Origin of the sequence: Luteolibacter sp. LG18 (genome assembly GCF_036322585.1) — a bacterium.
GTDB lineage: Bacteria > Verrucomicrobiota > Verrucomicrobiia > Verrucomicrobiales > Akkermansiaceae > Luteolibacter.
In genome coordinates this window covers 2,766,414-2,782,102 of sequence record NZ_AP024600.1, presented here as the reverse complement: position 1 = coordinate 2,782,102, position 15,689 = coordinate 2,766,414, and the positions used below count along the sequence as shown (strand labels likewise).

8 protein-coding genes are annotated in these 15,689 nt (G+C 57.0%); 2 read left to right on the top strand and 6 right to left on the bottom strand.

Going from position 1 to position 15,689, the window contains the following annotated elements:
• Positions 1-204 precede the first annotated feature (204 nt).
• Both llg_RS11550 and llg_RS11545 read right to left on the bottom strand, forming a co-directional pair.
• The gene (locus llg_RS11550; RefSeq protein WP_338290084.1) at positions 205-1,884 is read right to left on the bottom strand and encodes a glycoside hydrolase family 43 protein; all 1,680 of its coding nucleotides are present in this window, start codon (positions 1,882-1,884) and stop codon (positions 205-207) included.
• 72 nt (positions 1,885-1,956) lie between these two features.
• Complete coding sequence (locus llg_RS11545) at positions 1,957-2,982, bottom strand: LacI family DNA-binding transcriptional regulator (RefSeq protein ID WP_338290083.1); 1,026 nt, start codon at positions 2,980-2,982, stop codon at positions 1,957-1,959.
• A 622-nt stretch (positions 2,983-3,604) separates the two neighbouring features.
• On the opposite strand from llg_RS11545, the gene llg_RS11540 reads away from it, so the two are divergent.
• On the top strand, positions 3,605-5,131 hold the full coding sequence (locus tag llg_RS11540; RefSeq protein WP_338290082.1) for a glycoside-pentoside-hexuronide (GPH):cation symporter: 1,527 nt from the start codon (positions 3,605-3,607) through the stop codon (positions 5,129-5,131).
• A 210-nt stretch (positions 5,132-5,341) separates the two neighbouring features.
• The gene (locus llg_RS11535; RefSeq protein ID WP_338290081.1) at positions 5,342-5,602 is read left to right on the top strand and encodes a hypothetical protein; all 261 of its coding nucleotides are present in this window, start codon (positions 5,342-5,344) and stop codon (positions 5,600-5,602) included.
• 113 nt (positions 5,603-5,715) lie between these two features.
• Here llg_RS11535 and llg_RS11530 read toward each other — a convergent pair whose 3' ends face one another.
• The 4 genes from llg_RS11530 to llg_RS11515 all read right to left on the bottom strand — a co-directional run bounded on the left by llg_RS11530 (position 5,716) and on the right by llg_RS11515 (position 15,494).
• A complete protein-coding gene (locus llg_RS11530) occupies positions 5,716-10,800 on the bottom strand; it encodes a glycoside hydrolase family 98 domain-containing protein (RefSeq protein WP_338290080.1) in 5,085 nt (1,694 codons plus the stop codon).
• A 339-nt stretch (positions 10,801-11,139) separates the two neighbouring features.
• Entirely contained in the window at positions 11,140-11,925 is a 786-nt protein-coding gene (locus tag llg_RS11525) for an alpha/beta hydrolase family protein (protein WP_338290078.1), read from the bottom strand.
• Positions 11,926-11,958: 33 nt separating this feature from the next.
• The gene (locus tag llg_RS11520) at positions 11,959-14,904 is read right to left on the bottom strand and encodes a glycosyl hydrolase 115 family protein (protein WP_338290077.1); all 2,946 of its coding nucleotides are present in this window, start codon (positions 14,902-14,904) and stop codon (positions 11,959-11,961) included.
• Positions 14,904-15,494 carry an AraC family transcriptional regulator gene (locus llg_RS11515; protein ID WP_338290076.1) on the bottom strand — a complete coding sequence of 197 codons (591 nt, stop codon included), beginning with the start codon at positions 15,492-15,494 and terminating at the stop codon, positions 14,904-14,906. The genes llg_RS11520 and llg_RS11515 overlap by 1 nt, the downstream gene beginning before the upstream one ends.
• Positions 15,495-15,689 lie beyond the last annotated feature (195 nt).

Below are 15,689 nucleotides of genomic sequence, written 5' to 3'. Positions count from 1 at the left end.
TAAAACCCGGCAGGTACCGCCGCAAGTCAAAAATGAAACGTTTAATTTTCATAATCGATCCATTTTCCCGTCGGTTGATTCTGGCTCCAAGCCTCCAAGAGGTCGCTCCCCACTCTGCAAACGGGGGTGAGCTAGACATCAGGTGGAGGTCTGCATTCGGAGAGGAATTGGTGGCTGTAATGCGCCTAAGCCCGGTTTCACGCCTCAGGGAAAACAGTTCTCCCCCACTGAAAGAGCAGACTGACATTGCTCGCCCTCCACCGCGCCCTTGGCACTTGCCCGAGGTCCACTTGACGGCAATTCGGAATAAACAAAATGCGAAAAATCGGCATGCAGTCGTCGGCCGGTCAAATCCTGGCAGCATAGGCCCACAAAAGCCCCCGTGAAGCCGAGGTGGGAGTGATCATCCGAAAGGATTGCGCCGTTTAGCTCCGGCCCGATCACCAGCCATTCGTCGTTCGGCAAAGCGTACTCGAACTGAAGATGCGCGCCCTTTAGTGTCAAACGCATGCCAATCTCGCCCGTCGCAGGAACAGGGAGATCGTTCTCCAGTAGTTCGCGGCTTTCCGCGGAATCGGTGGCGATGATGTTGAGGGTTCGCCCGAGGTGCTCGTCGTGACTGAGGCGGAGATAGTAATGGTTCTCGGTATCGTAGTAGGCGATGAGACCCGCCATCTGCTGAAAGCTCTGGGGTTGGAAGTCCACGGAGGTTTCCGCCCGGATGTCGAAGGCCTGCACCCGGCGCGCGATGAGGCTTTGCCGGAAGGTGCTGACAGTGGGCTCCCCCCCTTGGAGTCGAAGGAAGCCAGGGCGCTCGCCAAGACTCAGCCAATCTTCGGTAATCGGACGCCGGAGACTCTGAAAGTGGATGTCCAGCTTCTGGGTATCAAAGCGACCGTTCCAGTCGGGAAGCTCGAACGGCACGGGATCAAGGCCTCGCGGAGCAGAAACCTCAAGCGCCGGCAGCATGCCACCTTGTTCCAAACGCAGCCAATCATCGTCTCCCCACACACACTTCTGGAGAGCGGTTTCGCGGCCTAGGGTGCAATGCTTGCCATCGATGGGGCGACCGCAGAGATGGGCCAGGTACCATTCCCCGTGCTGAGTCTCCACCAGCGAGCCGTGACCAGCTTTCTGCAGCTCCAGCTTGGGGTGCCCCCAGGAACTAAGAAGATGTTTGCCTGGAAGGAGTTCATAAGGCCCATCGATGGTACGGGAGCGAGCCAGCGTCGCCGCATGCTGATATTCGGTCCCCCCCTCCGCAGTGAGGAGGTAATACCACCCGTTGCGCTTGTAAAGGTGAGGGCCTTCAACCAAGGCCCGATCGGTGCCGGTGAAAATATTTTTAATTGGGCCGACCAACGACCGTGATTCCATGCAATATTCTTGGAGCAAAATTCCAGCAAAGCGATTGTTCCGCTTTCGGTGGTCCCAAACCATGTTGAGGAGCCACTTGCGCCCATCGTCGTCGTGAAAGAGTGAAGGATCAAATCCGCTGCTGTTCAGAAACACCGGATCGGACCAAGGGCCGGTGATCTGGGCAGCCGTCACCATATAGTTGTATGCAATCTTGTAAGGCTCACGTTTCCAGTATTTTACATCCGTATAAATGAGGTGAAATAGCCCATCGGCGAAGGTAAGGCAGGGTGCCCATATGCCCCCGGAATCCGGATTCCCCACCATGTCAAGCTGGCTAGGCCGGTCGAGCACTCGGGTCAGTAGCCGCCAGTTTTGGAGATCGCGCGAATGATGAATCTGGACCCCTGGAAACCATTCGAAGGTCGAAGTGGCAATGTAATAGTCATCGCCCACCCGGAGGATCGAAGGATCTGGATTGAAGCCGCGGAGAACCGGATTGTGAATCGTGGCAGGGTGTTGCTGCATACTGATAAATGATACGTTTAATTAGAAATAGAGCAAATGCTTGTGTAGGAGAGAGCGTTCTAGGTCAGAACATCAGGCTGTTTGGCCAGGAACCAAAATGGGGCGGACCGCAACCGACGGACGACTGATGTCGGGACCTCCACGCACCAGTTCAAAAGTCATTTCCGCCGCCTTCCGCCCCATCTCGTACGAGGGAATTCGCATGGTGGTGAGCCTCTGCCACGCACACAATGACGCGTAATCGCCGTTAAACCCAGCAACCGCCAAGGCGTCCGGGACGCGCACATTGCGGTCGTAGGCTGTCCGACAAATCAAATTGGCCAAATCGTCGTCGTAGGCAATGACGGCATCGTGCCGCATGATCACCGCCCAATCCTCACTCGTGAGCTCCACATCGAGTCCCACGACATCGGTTGTTTGAACCGTGTGGTAGACGGGACGACGTCCGGCCTCGGTCATCGCCTTGCGGTACCCAGCCTCCCGATCAACAGCGCTATGATGCATCCGCTCCGTGGGCGGCCCGCCGAGAGTCTGGCGTTGGATGAAGGCGATCCTCTTGTAGCCCTTCGATATGAGGTAGTTGGTGAGCTGAATAGCACCCCACTCATCGTCCACGTACACCGAATTCGTCTCGTGGCGATCATTGACAAAGACGACCGGCATATTGCTGGCCTGAATGCGCTTGTAAATCTGATCGGCGAGTTCGTTGTAGCTCTCGATGACCAGGGCATCGAGGTTCCGCTCGGTGAACACACTCGGCATCGCCTGGCTGATGTCATCAAGAGTACGGGGCAACCGGATCATTGTGATCCGAAATCCCTGTTCTTCAGCCACGTCGTGGACACCCGCCATGTATCCTTGCGGGGTATTGGTAAACTGACCGGTTTTCGCGGTGAAATAGCCAATCGAATTGAAACTATTCGACCTGATCGAACGTGCTCCGGAATGCGGTTGATAATTCAGCTTTTCTGCAGCGGATTTGACCCGCTCCACGGTCTCGGCCTGTAGTTTGATGTTCGAATTCGGATGAGGTCGCAACGCCTGCGACACGGCCGCCGTACTGAGCCCCACGCTCTGCGCGATGTCCTTGATGGTCACTCGACGAAAGGAACTCATTGCCAAAATCAACAGAGAAGGTGAGCTGATTACGCGTATTGAAAAGTGGACCGTTCCGGCTTTGGGGAGATCCAGTGGGACAGGCGACTTCGCCTAACCCTCCGGGAAGGGGGCGTCAGCGCCACCCCAACATCCCGCGCTCTTTTTCTCAATGGCCCAAGAGAATCTCCGCCATTCCATCATACGCGCATGCTGTGGTGTTGCCATCGGCCACCTCCAGACCATTGCCTTTTTCAGCCTCCCGGCACAAGCCGAAAATCAAACGATTAATACAGCTCCCAAGCTTCACCGCTCTTGGGGATTCGCAAAATGGACCCAAAATATCCCCAAAAGAGGTAAACTTCGCCACCCCTATTTATCCTCCTTGAGCTCGAACGAGTGTCAAATATGGGCTCGCCTGATTAACCGTTTCATTTCCAGCTTGCCTAGGACGCGCTAAATTCCGAATCACCTTTGCAGCAGACCTGCCTTCCGACGATTTCCACCCTCGATAAATGCCGGCTCGCCGCGCGCCCCGAAATCCAGTCCTCCACTTGGACCCAATGCCCCCTCCGCGGCGCTACCCCTCCTGCCAATCTCACGAAAAACCCTCAAAAAACCACGCATGAGCACCCCGAAACTCACCTTCATCGAGAAGGCCGGCTACAGCGCGGCGGATGCCGCCGCGAACTTCGTCTTCATGACGATGATCCTGTTCCAGCTCAACTTCTACACGGACGTGTTCGGGCTCACGGCCAGCGCGGCCGCCTCGGTGCTGCTGTGGCCGCGGCTGTGGGACGCGATCTTCGATCCGATCATGGGCGTGCTAGCGGACCGGACGAACACCCGCTGGGGGAAGTTCCGGCCGTGGATCCTGTGGACCGCCGTGCCGTGGGCCGTGGTCATGGTGCTGGCCTACACCACCCCGTCCGGCTGGAAGGCCGGTCCGCTGGTGGCCTACGCCGTCATCACCAACATGCTGCTGATGACGCTCTACTCGATGAACAACATGCCGTATTCGGCGCTCGGAGGCGTGATCACGGCGGACCTGAACGAGCGCGCGAAGTTGAACTCGTTCCGCTTCATCGCGGTGAACATCGCCCAGTTCATCGTCGGCGGCTTCACCCTGCCACTGGTGGCGCGGTTCTCGGAGGGCCATGACCGCCAGCACGGCTGGCAGGTCACGATGACGATCTGGGCGGTGGTGTGCCTGGTGCTGTTCCTGGTTACATTTTTCACCTCCCGCGAGCGCATCCAGCCGGTGGCGGAAACCCACACGCCGCCGAAGCAGGACTTCGTGGACCTGCTCAGGAACGGCCCGTGGCGGGTGATGGCGCTGATGACGCTGGTCCACTTCGCCATCCTCTCGTTCCGCGGCGGCGCGCTCTACAGTTACTACCACCAGTTCACGGACAAGGCGGCGATGTTCGACTTCTTGGCGCGGCTCGGCCTGACCGCGCCCGCGCTGGCGGAGGGCGCGCCGAAACCCGGCGGCCTGCTGGAATCGCTGGGCTACATCGTCCACGGCACCCGCGACAACCTCGCCGCCTCGAACATCGCCGACGTCTTCAACAGCCTCGCGAACATGATCGGCACCCTGACCATGATCCTCGGCATCCTGGCCTCCGCCTCCTTCGCTCGCCGCTTCGGAAAGAAGGCGGTGGCCGTGGCCGGGTTCGCGCTTTCCGCGGTGAACGCCTTCGCGTTCTACCTGCTCAAGCCGGACCAGGTCACCGGCATGCTGGCGCTTACGGTTCTGGGCTCGCTGGTCTATGCGCCGACGGTGCCGTTGATCTGGGCGATCTATGCGGACGTCGCCGACTACTCGGAGCTGATCACCGGCCGGCGTTTCACCGGCATGGTGTTCGCGACGATCGGCTTCTGCCTGAAGGCGGGCCTCGCGCTCGGCTCAGCCTCGTTCCTGTGGATCATGGCCGGGGTCTTCCACTACGACACGAAGCACCCAGAGGCCGCGGACGCCGTGACCGGCTACCACGTGACCTCCACCCTCGCGGTTGGCGTGATGTTCGCGCTCTGCACCGCACTGCTGCTGGCCTACAGGCTGAACAAGCGTGCCACGCTGGAAATGGCGGACGAGCTGGCGGGCCGACGCCGTAAAAGCGCTTCTCCAACAGCTTCCGCTGCTGCATAAGGAAATTCGGGACCGGCTGTCGCAAGCGGCTTCGCCTGACTCTGTCGCTTTCCCCCTCGAATCCAAGCAAGAACGCCAACCGCAGCGGCTGCCCGCTATCGGCCTCGGGCTCATCACGCCTGAAGTTCCGGCGAATTTACTCGACGAGATCGATTACATCCTCGCCCTCCGACCCAAGCGGAAGTCTTCGTCCACTACGGCCAAGTCGAGGTGAATAGCAACCTCACCGGAAATGCCATTCACGCCACGTCGATCGCCAAAAAGAACTGGCTCTTCGGCAAGGTCGCAAGAGCCAGCAGCGCGGTGATCCATACCCTGTTGGAAATCGCCATACACCGCGGCCATGAATCGTATGCCGACCTACGGGACGTGCTCGCCTCCCCCGGGACGAAAGCCGGGGAAATGGCCGCTCTGTTGCCAGCCAACTGTAAGCCAGCGACGATCCTTGAGCGGATTCAAGCTGCGTCTTGAAAGGGCAGAGGACCGTCAATGGCTGTCACATGGACCTCCCCCCAGGCCGCTTGTGAGCATCCAGTGCTCACAAGCAACCGAAAAGAAGAACCAAACCCAGCTCCGGTTCCAGGCTATGGATTGTGCACCACGAGCCGCAGGAACTTCCGCTTTGCCGCTCCCATAGGGACCGTTGCCCGGAGGACGTGGTAGCTACCTCCATCACTGACAATCTCAGGAGACACCCCGGTATCGATCCACGTCACACAATCTGCGGATGCTTGCACGCTCGCCGTCACTCCGCTCAAGTTCTTGGATCGCCGGTATGTAAGGACAATGTTCCCGCTCCCATCCACCATTCCATTCATGACCTCAGGGGCGCTCTTTACCCCAGGATTACCACCAAAGTAATACTCCAGGAGATTCACTTGTCCGTCATGGTCTGGGTCTGCAATCGGCCCCACGATCGAGGAATCAGACTGCCCCGGGAAAGAAGCGGACAACCACTGGGCAAACGTCGGTGCGGCGGCACCAAGTTGGGAAGAAGACAAATTGGCCAAAGCCCCGATTTCCCGGGCACTCAGCGCGCTGCCGTAAATTCGGAATTCATCCACGGCCCCATCCAAATATGGATCCGCCGACACCGATCGTCCGATGTAATTGACCGTTGTGATGCCAAGAGAGGAAGGGGTAAAGCTCATCGAATTCGTTGAAGCCACGGCAACACCATCCACGTAAAGCGTCGCCGTCGTTCCCGAACGGGAAACCGCTACATGTGTCCACCTGCCACTCGCCAGTGGGGCCGGCCCTTCGATATTTTGTGCGTTTCCGTTGACCCGGAGACCAAACCGCACAACTCCTCCCGACGTACGTGGGGTCAAGTACATACTGTTTTGCGTCGAGCCTGTGCTGAAATCAAAAATGCGTGACCAAGTTGAAATGCTGTTGAGATTGACCCAGCAGGCGACGGTGAAATCGGTGAGACCGTTGACCACCCCGGACGGCAACGTCACGTGCTGGTTGCTGCTTGCGGCAAGCTTCAACGCGCCACCGATCTTCGCCTCGTTGCCAGCCACCCATATCGGAGTGTTCACCACGGTTCCCTGCCAGCCATTTCCAGAAGCGTCCAGCGCCGTGATCCCGCTCCCGTCGTCAAAGCGCAAATACGCGCGCATCGGAGCTGGAATTGCCAACCTCTCTATAGAATTGGCGCTCTCGGTGACACTATTGTTCGCGGTCACCACGTAATAGTAGCTGGTCCCATTTACAGCGGACGTATCAACAAATGAAGCGGTTCCGGTTGATCCCAATGCAGCAAACGGTCCTCCGCTTGTCGTCGCACGCTTGATCGTGTAGCTGATTGCTCCTTCCACCGCATCCCACGTCAAAACCACCTTGGAATCAGATGGAGAGGCAAAGAGGTTTGTTGGAGCGGCAATAGGCGCCGCAAGGGCGGCGACCAAGGCTGGACTCAAAGCAATATTATGAACCTGGAACTCATCGATCGAGCCATCAAGGTAGGGATCCGAAGAAACGGATTTCCCGAGTGAATTCACAGTGGTTGATCCCAGCCCGGCAGGACGGTTGGTCATGGCGGCATTGGTCGCTACCGCCACTCCGTCAATGTACATCGTGGCCGTATTTTCCGACAGTGTGACGGCCACGTGGGTCCAGGCTCCAGTCGGGAACTGAAAGCCGGCGGGGGTCTCCAGATTTTGAGCGTTCCCATTGACTCGCAGACCAAAGCGAACACGTCCTCCGGAGGTCAGCGGTGTGAAATACATGCTGTTTTGCGTGCTCCCGGTGCTGAAATCAAACACCCTGCTCCAAGTGGAAATCGTGTTCAATTTCACCCAAAACGCCACGGTGAAATCGTTTACCCCATTCACCACTCCCGCTGGCAAGGACACGAAACCTCCATTGGTCCCATTGAGAGCTACGGCTCCATTGAGTTTCGCATCGGTTCCCGAAATCCAGTTGGAACCGTTGAGCAACGTCCCGTTCCAACCGTGCCCAGTCGAATCGAAGGCCGTCGTGCCGGTTGTTTCGTCAAACCGCAACTGCACGAGCTTCCCAAGCTCAGGCACCCCTGGAACCAGCGTATACTCCAATACAGGCCTCAGCCCCGCGCCCGCGGTTTCCCGGGAACCAAATCCGATGTAATTTGCAGCCGCATTGGGGTCGGAAATCCGTATCGAGAGCGTGCCGTCAACCAAGGCTTCGTTCCTGACCAAGCTGGTCACATCGATAACAATCGGTTGGCCAACTGCATACCCATTGACGTTCGCGATGACCGTTCCCGACACACTGGGTTGATTGTTCCAGGTCACCCCCGATTCCGTCCAACTGTCGTCCTTGACCAACTCATAAGCCAGCGTGGCGGGCCCATCGACCTTGGTGGGCGTCAATTTCAGTTTGACGCTTTGCGCGTTCGCAAGCGCGCGTACGTCGAATTTCAAAAACGTGTTGCGATTCAAATTGGAGCCAGCCGAGCCAGCATTCTTCACCACCAGCTCGGCACTCGTGCCGAAATTGCTGCCGGCGTCGCCTCCCGCTCTCACGTATGCATCGGCGGACGGTTCAATACTCTGAATCGGGGTCGTTCCGCCTCCGATCACCTCCACGTAATCGATGTTCGGCAGTCCCGTGCTGGTGGTCGCCTGAAGCCGCACATTGGAGATCCCCTCCCCTGCTGCGACATGGACTGTGACATAATCCCAGCTCGAAAGTGATCCAGTGGCCGGAAATTGAATGGATGAAGCAACGTTGCTTCCATTCACAGACAGGTCGGCGGTCGTATCCGACAGGCTCGCATAGCGGAACCGGAACGCCTTTACCGGCGATCCATCAAGGCAAACGCTCCAGTCGATCCCGGCCCCTGCCGCATCGATCGTATTGGCAAACCCATCGCCTGTGAAACCGGCGTTGTCGCTGTCAACCGTGCCATCCACTCCAACGAATCCCGTCTTGTTCTCCTGGATGACCACACCACCGTCATACGCCGTCGGGACAATAGCGATGCTATCGAAGTACAACGATCCTCCTCCGGTGGCATTGGCTCGAAACTCGATGGTATTGGAGCCGGCATTCAGCGTGATGGCTTGCTTGTGGACAGCCCAATCGCTCAACGTCGCGGTCTGGTTGAATAGGGGCGTCGCCACCTTGGTTCCGTTCACGTAGAGGTCGACGGAACCGATATTGCCCGTTGTCACCGCATAGCGGGTCTCGAGCCGGTAAGTGCCAGCCTTCGGAGCGGTCACGGCATCGCGCACAGCGGCGGTGGAGCCGTTGCCGAATTGCAGGTATCCCTGCCCCGTGTAGTTGCGGATGCTACCCGCGTACGCACTGGTCGTAATCCCGGTGATGTTCTTGTAGTCGAAGCATTCCGCCTCATACTGACGGATGCCCGGATAGGCCAGAGGCGCGGCAGGCGGGGTGAGCACGGCTGGGGTATAAGCAGTCAAACGGCCCGTCCCGGCTCCAGAACAATTGACCGTTAAATCGAGCGCGCCATTATGCTGAACGGTCAGCGTCAGTATGCCCCCAGTCCAACTCTTGGTCACCACACTGGCCTGGTGGCTAGCCCGGTCCGTATAGGACCAGGTCGGCTCCGATGTGGCCCCGTAGATCTTGATCGTGTCCGTCTTCAAACTGGTATCGATCTCGTTCTGGTAGTTGGTGAGGTAGAACGTCACCTTGTTCGCGTATTCCTTGATGACTCCGGACGTGTACCTGGAATAGGTCAGGTCCATGTGGTCACAGGTGTTGTATTTGAAGGGAATGGACCCGCTTGCGCTTTGATTGGTCTTGTAGGGGTTGTAGGTTACCCATCCGTTCTCGAGGCGTCCTGCGTAAAGGTCGCCCGTGTATTCCGAGGGGAACAAGCTGTTGAGTTCGGCCTGCTTGGCCGCAATCGTCGGCCAGCGGGTCGCGTAGGTCGATTTGTTGATCTTGACCTGGAAGGAGTTGGCCGCCGCATCGTCCAGCAGGTAGACTGTCGGAATGGTGGGGTAGCGCCCCGTTTTCTTGAAGAAGCTTTTATTGTTCTGGTAGTTGCCATCGAGGTAGCCGCCATCCCCCTCCATTCGGTAAAGTCCTTCGAAGAGGGTGTCCGGCGAGCTGTAAATGGCATCGTTGCCGCCGGAATTCACGTTGTTAACGACCACGACTTTCGTGCGGTCAATAACCTCCTGGCGAGAGGGAATGCGAACGGTTCCATCCAAAACCTTGCGGAACATATCCACCATGACATTGTCGAAGCACGCAAAAGTCCCCCACCGCCGCGCGGTGTAGCCGTTGTCGATCGATGTGCTACTGAGTTCCTTGAAACAATTCATCCAGATGATCTCGGGACCATCGATCACCGTCTCGCCGGTTAGCATCATGTGCTCAAGATGAGGAGCGCCACCCGAAGCGAGAGTGAATTTCTGATCCTCAGTCAAATTGGTGTTGTTGCCCTGGTAATCCGTCCAGCCGCTATTGTCGTAACGGACACCATACTGCCCACTATAACCCGACAGGTAGGCACCCAGACAGGTGCTCTCCTTGTCGAATTGGTAGGCCACAGTAGTATACTTCTCGCAAAGAATGAAATTTTCCGTATGATCCCGGCAAGCTTGAGCAAACGCGGAACTACGCTTCAACATCCCAATCGGATTGATATTCGGAGAATACTGGTTCCCGCACCAACTCATCACGAGATAGCCGCCGTATTTAGCAGTGAGATTTAAAAGATTCGCCAAATGCGTCATCCGTGCAGTCCAAGGCGCTGAAGCTGGATCATTCGGATCATCGAAGCCCCAGAAGTGCTCAGCGTAGTTGAACCCGAGAAAATTGGGATAATCCCGAAAAAACTCCTCGTAGATGGTGAGATCGCTCTCGGGGAACTGATGAAGGCCACCACTGGATTGCTGGATCATCGTCCACATCCCATTTTCCGCACAAGCCCTCATCCAGGACTTCGCCACCTCATATCCATATTCAGCAACCTGGAACTGGCCTGTCGTGGTATTATGGCTGATCGAGATAGAAATATTCATCACCACATACGGACGGATGTCCTGCGGGATGAGAGCGATGATCTTCTGAGGATCGGGATAGTTCCATGTATCGATGTGAACGAGCCACATCGGCTGCTGGGGGGAAATCGGCCGCCGCATCGCTGAAGCAGTTTGGCCACTCGCACCGGGGTGCGAAATGACCATGATCAGAAGCAGCATGACAACATGTAGGTGGGTTTTTATGAACGTCTTCATGGCTTGGGTTTGGAGAATCAACAGCAATCATCAAGGAGGAGTCCGAGAGCAGACTCCTCCGGGCTTTCCAGCCAACCAATGGGCTTGGCCAATCAAGTGCCGGGCAAGGGATGGACAGGTTCGAAATCGGGTCCCTGATCCCCGCTGGCTGGCGATCGTTGAAGATGGCTCACCGCTTTCTGGCGGCTCGGGTTCGAGCTCTTCAACAATCCGTCGGGTTACAGCTCCTTGTTCCCGTCCCCTGGCGCGCCTCCAGTGCGGAAATATCCAGAACTGCCGGTCATCGGTATTTCAGCGCGCAGGCTATTCAGCGGGCTTTTGTTCCACCGCCTTGTTCTTGTCGCCTACTGCTTCTTCAAGGAGCGTTGCGAGGCCGCGAGGATCCTCCTGGTGGGCCACATGGGTCCCGGCAAACGTGCGGATCGACCACCCTCTCTTGACCGCCCGTTGCCAACCTTTGTCGCTGGCCGCCCTGCTCTCGGCGGGCTGTCCGGCAGGAAGGAATGCAACGTAGGTCACGGGCAGCACGAGAGCGGCTGGATTCTTGTAGGACACCGGCTGGCTGAACGTCTTCTCAGGCTGTGGAACCCCATGGGGAAACGGAGCGTTCGCGTCATACCACGAAAACTGCACGAGCCCATCGACCACTTTCGAGTTCTTCGGAGGACCACCCACCAGATCATACATGCTGTTCCCATTTTCCGGCACAGCCGCATCCAGAAACACCACATGCCGGATGCGATCGGGAACCCGGTCCATCACGCCCGTGATGACCATCCCACCGTAGCTGTGCCCCGTCAGCACCACATCGTGGAGATCCTCGAAGAGAATCGTATTCACCACATCATTGATGTGGGTTTCAAGGTCGACCTCCTTGGTCGCGAGATGCATCCGTTCACCAAGCCCGGTGAGCGTGGCACGATGAACTTCGTGGCCATCGCTCTCGAGGAATTTGGCTGCCTTCTTCCACTCCCAGCCACCGGCGGTGGCACCGTGGACGATAACGTAGGTGAATTTTTCAGCCGCGTGGATCGTTCCGGTGAGGAGGGTCAGCAACAGGGTCAGTAAGAATAGGGTTTTTCTCATCATGGTTGTCAGTGGTGAATGGCTGGGTTGGTTGTTTCAACGGGACGCGACGTTGAGACCGACCTCCGGCGGACCGAAGTAGCTGGGAGGCAAAGGCTCCTGGTGGATGATCAGTTTCTGCAGGACCACCCCGGGATCCACCATGGCAATCCTGAGAACGTGCCGCCCCGGCCGGTCGATGACATGGGATAACCGCAGGATCCGGATGTTGTCCTTCACGGCGTTCCCCCACCGGGATTCGGATTCCTTCCCGGGAAACGCGTCGACCACCTCCGGCGGGGCGTCGTCAATGGAAACCGCCAATCTCAATCCACGTCCTGGAACGAAATCCAATGTCGATCCAATGATCGCATCGACATCGACATTGCCGGCCTTGGCCAAATACACTGGATACTCCAGATAGGGTGCCGCGGCAGGAGGCAAGATGCTGGCCGCCGTCACCGGGAAAACCGAAACGCCGGCTTTTGCCCGGCCGTAGTCGGGAATTAGATCCCAATGGACCTGCCCCACCGCGACGCTCTTCACGGCATCCTTCGCCGCGATCGCGATCGGTCCCGAAAGTCCACCGAAACATCCTTTCGCTTCCCGCTCCTGATCGGCAGTCGCTCTCAGCGCGGTAAGGTGGACTTTCACGGTCCCGGCACCTCCCTCGATTGAAACATATCCTTCGGATTCGCCAATCGGTGCCGTCCCCCAGTCAATGTCCACCCACAGCCGCTGGTCCTGGTGTTTCTCCACGTCCGGCAAAATCTTGATCCAAGGGTGGCTCGCGTGGAACTTGAAATCGACAGGCCCGGTGCCGAGAGCGCAGACCTCCACATAGGATCTCTGGCGACCAAGGGAATCGAATCGCGGCAAGGACGGATCCGGATTGCATCCGGGCCACATGTCGACGGAGCCTTCGACGGTTACTCCGTAACTGGAATTCTCGGAAAGCTGGTTTTCAGTCACCTCGGGAAGGATATTGACCGCCGGTTGCTGCCACCCGGTGTAGCCGATATGAGTCTGATCCATCAAATGGTTCCACTTTCCTCCGGAAATCTTCCGGTTGTAGTGATCGGTGATCTCCTTGTCCCGCTCGAACAATTCCCGCACTCGCGCGGCTTCCACATTGGCGCTGGCTCGCCCTTGGCTGGCATAGAGTTTGTTTCGGCCGAGCGCGATGTAGAGATCCGCAACCGTCGCTGATGCTCTCACCGGGTGGAGGACAAGCTGGTAGAAGGAAGCTTTCTGCACCTCAGGCAGGTCCCGGTCGATCGATTCGGCCTTCGCCAAGAGATCGTTCCACGACTTGGAAACGAGCTCCGCCTCGCGATAGTGAATCAGGCTGAACGTTTCTGGCGACAAGAGCTCAGGCTTCCGCCAGCCATTGTATTTGGCATAGGTCGCAACCACCTCCGCGATCTCCACCGCACGCTGACGGCCGAACTCCCGTGCGGCCCAGCGCTGTGTGTATTTCGAAACGTCGTCCTTGGACAAGGCACCGGGATTCCACGCCATCCGCAGGAAAAACTCCATCGGGACCTCCATCGGCTTGAGGTCACCGACGTTCACGATCCATATGCGGTTGGCACCATATTGGTGGGCGAGATTCATCTGTTCCCAGACCTTCGGAAGAGGATTGGTATTGATCCACTTGTAGTTTCGTGGCCCCCCCACGTAGTCGAAGTGGTAATAGACTCCCGCACCACCGGAACGCTTGCGCTCCTCCGCCGTGGGCAACCGCCGGATGTTGCCCCAATTATCGTCGCACCAAAGCAGGGTGACATCGTCCGGCACCCGAAGCCCATGGTTATAATACTCCAACACTTCCTTATAGAGCGCCCATAGCTGGGGAACCTTTGTTGGGTCTGGATTGACGTGACGGGAGAGTATCCCCCGTTGATCGCGGATAATCCGCTCCAGCAGCTGTGAGTTTGCGGACATGTCCCCGCCATTGACCATCGGTTCATCGCCATCGCCTCGCATCCCGATCGTCACGATGCTCTCGAACTTTCGGTTCCGCTCGATACCTGCCTCCCAGAAGCGTTTCAGCACCGCCTGGTTCGTGGCATAGTTCCAAGGGCCCACTCCATGTTTCTTCCATTCCGCCTGGGCCCGCAACATTGGCTCGTGATGGGAAGTCCCCATCACGATGCCGTATTCATCGGCGAGTTGCGGATTGGCGGGGTCGTCCTCGTTGAACGCGTTTCCCCACATCGCAGGCCAGAGGTAGTTACCTCGGAGGCGCAAAATGAGTTCGAAGACCTTCTTGTAAAACTCCTTGTTGAAGCCACCGAATTTCTCCTTCGCCCACCCTGAGAGGGCTGGTGCTTCGTCGTTCAGGAAAATGCCCCGGTACTTCACTCCAGGCGGCCCCTGCAGATATTCTCCGCTTCGGATGCAAATCTCGTCCTGATGCGGAACCGCCACATCAGCCCACCAATACCAAGGTGAGACGCCAATCTGCTCCGACATCTCATAAAGACCAAAAATCGTCCCCCGCTTGTCGCTTCCCACGATCACCAGTGCCAAATCAACTCCCAGAGCCGGATTTCGCACAACCGTGATCAGAAAGCTCTCCCACTTCCCTACAATCGGCGAAACATTGATCTTTCCCGCCTTTACCAAGGCGTCGATCGCTGCACTCTTCCCAAGGGTGCCCGCGATGATAACGGATTTCGAATTCGACCCCAAGGTCTTCGAAATTTCCGGCTTCTTGCCTGTGACCCGCTCAATGTCGCCCTGCAGATCCTTGCCAGCCAGCAAGACGCCAGCGTAATCAGCGGCGTCAAATATCAGTGGAGCCGCCTGTCCCTCATGCACCAAGGGAAAGTCCCCGGGACTATAGCGATTCTCCACGAAATCGATTCCGAGGCCCAAGCTAGGCCCAGCAATCGAAATGGACATCGCGATAAAAAACACGGCGATCGCTCGGCATAAAATCATCGGAGAATAATTCGAAATGGGTTTTTGGAAATAGATTAAAATAGAATTCAGCATCAACCGAACTTCACCAGCATATCAAATATCTCCTCCCGTTTCTTTGATCGATATGCCGACGGATTCTCACCGGTTATTTTCAGAAATTGTTTCGTCAGCGCACTATGATCATAAAACCCAACCTCGACGGCAACGTCGTTAATGCCCTTCGTGGTTGACGCCAGTAGCTTTTTTGCGTTTTCGATCCTCACGTTCATCAGGTATTCCAAGGGTGCCATCTTGAATATCTTCTTGAACGACCGCCGAAGCCTTACGGGCTTCATTCCAAATTGGTCCGCTATGGCGGTGAGACCCAGTGGAGTCCGATAATTCCTCCGCAAGTATTCGGCTATCTTCGCCATCACGACAAATGGGCGCACAATCGACTCTTCCAAGGCATTCAGTCCCTCCGATGCTAGATCTTGATTTCGATCCATTCGTCCCCAAAAATCTCTCTTTTCGACCTTACTAAAATCCAACGATCCATCGGTAGTAAACATCTCCCTGGGGAGATTGTCGGCCAATAGCTGTAGCAGCTCCGGTGGAATCGTTTTCGACGGAACTTCCATGTGATCCATACCAAAAAGCGGTCGTTGTAATGTGGAATACATGATCGGAGCAATTTCGAAAATATCCACATCGATCCTCATCCCCCACCCTGGCACGAGGCATTGTGGTCAGGGCGGGAGACTCGGATCAGATGACCGGGCGTGGGTCACCCGATCTTCATTCTGTGTCTATTGCATTACCCAAATAAATTCTTAGATGCAGTAAATGGCCTCAATCTTAGCGAAATGACCAATCTG

Coding starts and splice junctions, on each gene's coding strand:
- llg_RS11550 (WP_338290084.1), bottom strand. CDS start 1,884: ATGCAGCAACACCCTGCCACGATTCACAATCCGGTTCTCCGCGGCTTC.
- llg_RS11540 (WP_338290082.1), top strand. CDS start 3,605: ATGAGCACCCCGAAACTCACCTTCATCGAGAAGGCCGGCTACAGCGCG.
- llg_RS11530 (WP_338290080.1), bottom strand. CDS start 10,800: ATGCTGCTTCTGATCATGGTCATTTCGCACCCCGGTGCGAGTGGCCAA.
- llg_RS11525 (WP_338290078.1), bottom strand. CDS start 11,925: ATGATGAGAAAAACCCTATTCTTACTGACCCTGTTGCTGACCCTCCTC.
- llg_RS11520 (WP_338290077.1), bottom strand. CDS start 14,904: ATGCTGAATTCTATTTTAATCTATTTCCAAAAACCCATTTCGAATTAT.
- llg_RS11515 (WP_338290076.1), bottom strand. CDS start 15,494: ATGTATTCCACATTACAACGACCGCTTTTTGGTATGGATCACATGGAA.